The sequence below is a fragment of the Endozoicomonas sp. genome (assembly GCF_051008435.1).
Lineage (GTDB): Bacteria > Pseudomonadota > Gammaproteobacteria > Pseudomonadales > Endozoicomonadaceae > Endozoicomonas_A.
Window position 1 is genome coordinate 1 of the sequence record NZ_JBPCXO010000511.1, and the last position, 4,422, is coordinate 4,422.

Annotated in this window: 8 protein-coding genes; 3 read left to right on the forward strand and 5 right to left on the reverse strand. The window is 45.7% G+C overall.

Going from position 1 to position 4,422, the window contains the following annotated elements:
- The coding region (locus tag ACR2PX_RS25645) for a hypothetical protein (RefSeq protein ID WP_434002195.1) at positions 1 to 730 on the reverse strand (730 nt) is incomplete at its 3' end.
- Positions 731 to 869: 139 nt separating this feature from the next.
- Between ACR2PX_RS25645 and ACR2PX_RS25650 the strand changes: the two genes are divergently transcribed.
- Positions 870 to 1,475 (forward strand): AHH domain-containing protein, encoded by a 606-nt coding sequence (locus ACR2PX_RS25650; protein ID WP_434002196.1) that lies wholly within the window; start codon positions 870 to 872, stop codon positions 1,473 to 1,475.
- Positions 1,472 to 2,023 carry a hypothetical protein gene (locus ACR2PX_RS25655; protein ID WP_434002197.1) on the forward strand — a complete coding sequence of 184 codons (552 nt, stop codon included), beginning with the start codon at positions 1,472 to 1,474 and terminating at the stop codon, positions 2,021 to 2,023. The genes ACR2PX_RS25650 and ACR2PX_RS25655 overlap by 4 nt, the downstream gene beginning before the upstream one ends.
- Positions 2,024 to 2,029: 6 nt before the next feature.
- On the opposite strand, the gene ACR2PX_RS25660 is transcribed toward ACR2PX_RS25655, so the two are convergent.
- The 3 genes from ACR2PX_RS25660 to ACR2PX_RS25670 all read right to left on the reverse strand — a co-directional run bounded on the left by ACR2PX_RS25660 (position 2,030) and on the right by ACR2PX_RS25670 (position 3,594).
- Positions 2,030 to 2,356 (reverse strand): hypothetical protein, encoded by a 327-nt coding sequence (locus ACR2PX_RS25660; RefSeq protein ID WP_434002198.1) that lies wholly within the window; start codon positions 2,354 to 2,356, stop codon positions 2,030 to 2,032.
- Positions 2,357 to 2,431: 75 nt separating this feature from the next.
- Positions 2,432 to 2,992, reverse strand: a complete 561-nt coding sequence (locus ACR2PX_RS25665; protein ID WP_434002199.1) for a hypothetical protein — start codon at positions 2,990 to 2,992, stop codon at positions 2,432 to 2,434.
- On the reverse strand, positions 2,989 to 3,594 hold the full coding sequence (locus ACR2PX_RS25670) for an AHH domain-containing protein (protein WP_434002200.1): 606 nt from the start codon (positions 3,592 to 3,594) through the stop codon (positions 2,989 to 2,991). The genes ACR2PX_RS25665 and ACR2PX_RS25670 overlap by 4 nt, the downstream gene beginning before the upstream one ends.
- 89 nt (positions 3,595 to 3,683) lie before the next feature.
- Between ACR2PX_RS25670 and ACR2PX_RS25675 the strand changes: the two genes are divergently transcribed.
- Complete coding sequence (locus ACR2PX_RS25675) at positions 3,684 to 4,226, forward strand: hypothetical protein (RefSeq protein WP_434002201.1); 543 nt, start codon at positions 3,684 to 3,686, stop codon at positions 4,224 to 4,226.
- Between the two features lie 4 nt (positions 4,227 to 4,230).
- Here the strand turns inward: ACR2PX_RS25675 and ACR2PX_RS25680 are convergent.
- Positions 4,231 to 4,422 (reverse strand): hypothetical protein (locus tag ACR2PX_RS25680; protein ID WP_434002202.1); only part of this gene is annotated, 192 nt, incomplete at its 5' end.

The window sequence follows — 4,422 nt, forward strand, 5'->3', positions numbered from 1 at the left end:
GAATACCGTAATAACGAGCAGTGTCTGCGATCTGTGTCGATTGCACCGAGGTCTTGGCTTCACTGGCCCCTTCCGCATCGACCGGCATCAGTGTCCCTGCAGGAGTGGCCATACCGCCGGGAAAACGGTCAATCAGAGCCGCACTGATTTCCATATCCAGCCGCCGACGTTCAAAGTCGATATAGCTGCCACTCCCGTAGGCGTAGGTGAAGGTTTCAATACGGTGCTCCACTTTGGTAATGCGAACATATTGCTCCTTTTTGCTATCACTGCTGTACAGTCGATAGACTTCACCAATTTCAGGCAGGGCTTTTTCTTCTCGCTGAATACCGACAATGCTACGCTGACCCACCAACTGATCTCCCAACAGTTCGAAGCTGGCTGAGGTGCCGGGTACCACATAAGCCTCGATCCGATCCCGGGCAGCATTGCGCTCATCCACCTGGCTATTGGTATTGAACAGCAACACACTGACATTGTCGTCATCCGGTGCGTCGGTGAGGATGATATGACTACCCAGATAGGCATCGTTGTTATCGGTGCTGATGCCAATGTAGGCTTTTCGCAGAGCCACATCTCCGATGGTTCGGTCAATCCGGGAGATGTCCTGGAACAGGTTATTGACGTTGCCGTCGATCACTCCATTGCCAGTAGCCCGGCCTCCTCCGTCTTCTTCATCACTGAGTCGTTGACTTTCGAAGAGTTTTACATCGTTGTTATTGATGGCCATCCATAGCTCCTATTGAAATGATCATGTTTTATGTTTTTTCTAGTTTTTCTGCAGGGTCATGGTAGAAAATGCTTCTGGAAAAACTCGATTTAGCTCTGTTAGACTCTGCTGGGCGAGGTAAACAGGAAAGGAATTCGTTGTGCCCGAAGTTGAGAATAAAAAACCCTATTACAAGAAAGACCGGGTTGAGCAAGCGATTGACTCGTTCGCTGCCATTAAAAATCCGAAAGCTGCAGATCTTGAAGCAGTAGGTCACGTCGCCCAAGTTGAAAGTCAACTTGATCGCTACCGTTCAGCGACCAAAAATATGACAATCGATCAACTGGAGGATGAAGAGCACCAGTCAAAAAGACTGGCTGAGTATCTGACACTGTCAGGCGACCCCAAACCTCACAAAAACTGTCATGCCCATGCCATTATTTCAGGATCTCACAAAGATGCAGCCCGATTAAGAGCAGTGCTGGCCTGGGTAAAAATAAGAATTGACGACCCCGATAATGGTTGCTGGCTACCTGAAAACACGGCTGCCCTGGCTTTAATGCCGCGAAGACTCAGGCATGCTATTCCTCACAGCAGAATCCACCGATTTAACTACTATCACTGGCTCGACAACATCATTAATTTAAGAGCCACTCGAACGGATGAACAACTCAGGTCAGTATTAAAGATGGTTGAAACTCGAATTCAGGCGGGTTCTCAGCCCAGTTATGTTATGAACAAAAAAGGCGTTGGTCTACCGGTATGATTTATTCTCTTCGACCCGATGTTAAACACTTTCTCTGGTTCAACATAGACAGTAAAGAGTCCCGCCGAGCCCTGGGTGACGATACTTTATTCCATATGGATGAAAGCCCAGTCTCTTACCTGGAGAATTGGCAAACCATGGCAATAGAGTTCTACAGCTCATCCGCAGGGAAAGTATCTGTTATTCCCGATATTTCACAACGCCATGGTCGTTTATTTATCAGTCAGGAAGCTCACACTGCTCTGCACCCCTTGATTGACTCTTGCGGTGAGTTTTTACCGGTCACATACAACAAGGCACATGGATATATCTTCAATGTACTGACCTTGTCAGATGACGCCCTGAACCTGAATCTTTGCAAAAAAAATCAATGGGGTGAGATAGACTGGATTGCTTTTGATGAGCAAAAACTGCAAGGCTTTCCTCTATTCAGAATTGAGTACGATAACTATATGGGTGTGTATTGTAATGAGCGCTTTAAGCAAGCCTGTGAAGATGCGGGCTTAAAAGGTGTGAGGTTCAGCCCGGACCTTTCTGGGGCTCCTTGATTTCTACTATTGGGACAACTCAACTGTCAGCAGCCGAATGTTCAGGCTGTAGTTATCATCGTCGCCTGGGTAAGCATAGGGCAGAATCTGTCGTGCTTCAATGGGTGAACCTGAACGATCAAAGATCACTGAGTACTGCCGCAGGTCGGGAAGCGTGAGTGTCATCCTCTTATTGGCTATCCGGGATAGCGCTAACAGGTTCTCAACGGTGGCCCGGCTTACCCACGCTGCGTCCTCGCCACCACTGAGTTCTATGGGTCGGCCTCCTCCGTCTTCTTCATCACTGAGTCGTTGGCTTTCGAAGAGTTTTACATCGTCGTGGTTGATGGCCATAAAAAATCCCTTTCTTCAGGCGAAAAAAAACCGCCAAGCTGGCGGCGTCATATAGATCTTCTGGATTGAAGGGCACTAAGGCGATAATGCGGTTAAATCATTAGTAAACAAAACCCCTGTTAAACCTGCTTCTTCGATCGTTTCTTTAAATGCATCATTACAGTAGACCCCTCCAAACCCATCTACATCACTTCTGAATACATTAAATTGAGTGCTCTCTGCTTCCAAAAATGAAAGTGCTGTGAGATCTCCCCACTCATTTCTGGTCGTTAGTTGTGTATCAACACACCTTTCTTCATCAGCAATATTAAGGATATTCAGCAAGAATCCTGATTGTCCTGAGAAGGTAACAGGAAGAAACTCTCCCACATCCTTAAAAAAGCTGGACAATAGATCATAGGCTTTTTGATTCAAAAATAAACGCCCCAACCCAACATCCAGATCAGGTAGCTGATTCACTGCAGCCTCACCACTTTCATAGAACTCTATCTCTAATGGTTTCCAGATGGGCTGATACCGGGTAGGCTCACGCTCAAGATAAAACTCACTGTCTCCACCCAGTTTGTCTTCTACTTCATCAGCCGATAAGTGAAAGTGGAGAAAGTTCTCACTGTCTTCATGTATTCGATATATCACGACTTTTTACCTCGACTGGCTTTCTCCATTACTTCTTTAGGCTGAGTACCAGCCTGAAGCCGTGTTTCTACCATTTTCAGTTTTTGCTTCAATACTTCAACATTTCTTATACTGGCAGGACGAAGTTCTGAATCCAGCCAGCGATAGTAATTCGTTCTATGGATTCGACTATGGGGTACAGCACTTCGCAAGGTTCGAGGCATTGATTGAATAGCTGCTGTATTTCTGGGCAACCAACAACCATTAAAAGGATCATCAACTCGCAGTTTAAGTGATGCCAGCAAAGCTCGCTGCTGGGCAGCCCTCTTATGAGCACCTGATACGATAGCATGGGCATCACAGAGACTATGTGGTCTTGGATAGCCATCAATGGCCATATGTTCTGCAAGCCTGGAGGACTGATGATGCTCTTTCCTTAACTCTCTGGCGCTCATATCTTGAGCTCTCCAACGATATAAATCCAACTTTGTTTCTATATCTGCAACTGTTTGTACTTGCTGATAGTCAAATGTCGTTGGATCCTTTTTAGACGCACAACGATCAATCTGAAGCTCAAGCCTATCCTTTTCATAATACTTTTTTGTTCGTTCTGGCACTGGCATGATACTGACTCTCCTGCCTTTCCATGTCATGTTAAATTTCCAACTTGCAGATGCATCATAAAAGAGACATATAAGGAAATACCAGCATTATGTATGACAGCCAGCCTGACATTTACAAACTAAATTTTTCTGAACATACGATGCGCTTGCACATTGATGTACCTACCATGATGAAAAAGCTAGGTGAATTTAACTTCGTTCTAGATGCCACACCAAGATTACCCATCTGGGAAGCATTCCAGGCTGAGTGGCAGGATGGCACTGGCTCTGAAAATATGGATGTTGCTATCTGGCAAAGAAACTTGTGTTTCAGCCCTGAAAGTTATCTGAAGCTGGCTTCAAAACTGAAAGCTTATGGTGAATTTTTGCCGATTACCGTAGAAGGCGAAACCTGGCATATCTTTAATATCACCCACACTTTGGATGCAGATCCTGCACAAAGTCGCAAAGCCTGTGTCGATGGGGAAGAAAGTACTTATGTTGAAGCCATAGGCTTCCTGCCAGACCAGGAGGATTTGATTTTCAAAAGTACCTATGACGGCTGTATGGGTATCTATTGTCAGGACAGCTTTATAGAAATGGTAAAAGATCTCACGGGGATTGAATTCAGCTCTGACCTCAGGTCTATTTGATGAATTACAACTGGGGCTCAACAGTCAGTAGCCGTATACTTAGGCTGTAGTGGTGTTCATCCTCCGGAAAGGCATGAGGCATAATCTGTCGAGCTTCAATGGGTGAACCTGAACGATCAAAGATCACTGAATACTGTCGCAGGTCGGGAAGCGTGAGTGTCATCTTCTTATTGGCGATCCGGGATAGCGCTAACAG

What these genes read in the sequence shown, in the direction of transcription:
- ACR2PX_RS25655 (WP_434002197.1), top strand. Translation starts at nt 1,472, where the DNA reads ATGATTTATTCTCTTCGACCCGATGTTAAACACTTTCTCTGGTTCAAC.
- ACR2PX_RS25660 (WP_434002198.1), bottom strand. Translation starts at nt 2,356, where the DNA reads ATGGCCATCAACCACGACGATGTAAAACTCTTCGAAAGCCAACGACTC.
- ACR2PX_RS25670 (WP_434002200.1), bottom strand. Translation starts at nt 3,594, where the DNA reads ATGCCAGTGCCAGAACGAACAAAAAAGTATTATGAAAAGGATAGGCTT.
- ACR2PX_RS25675 (WP_434002201.1), top strand. Translation starts at nt 3,684, where the DNA reads ATGTATGACAGCCAGCCTGACATTTACAAACTAAATTTTTCTGAACAT.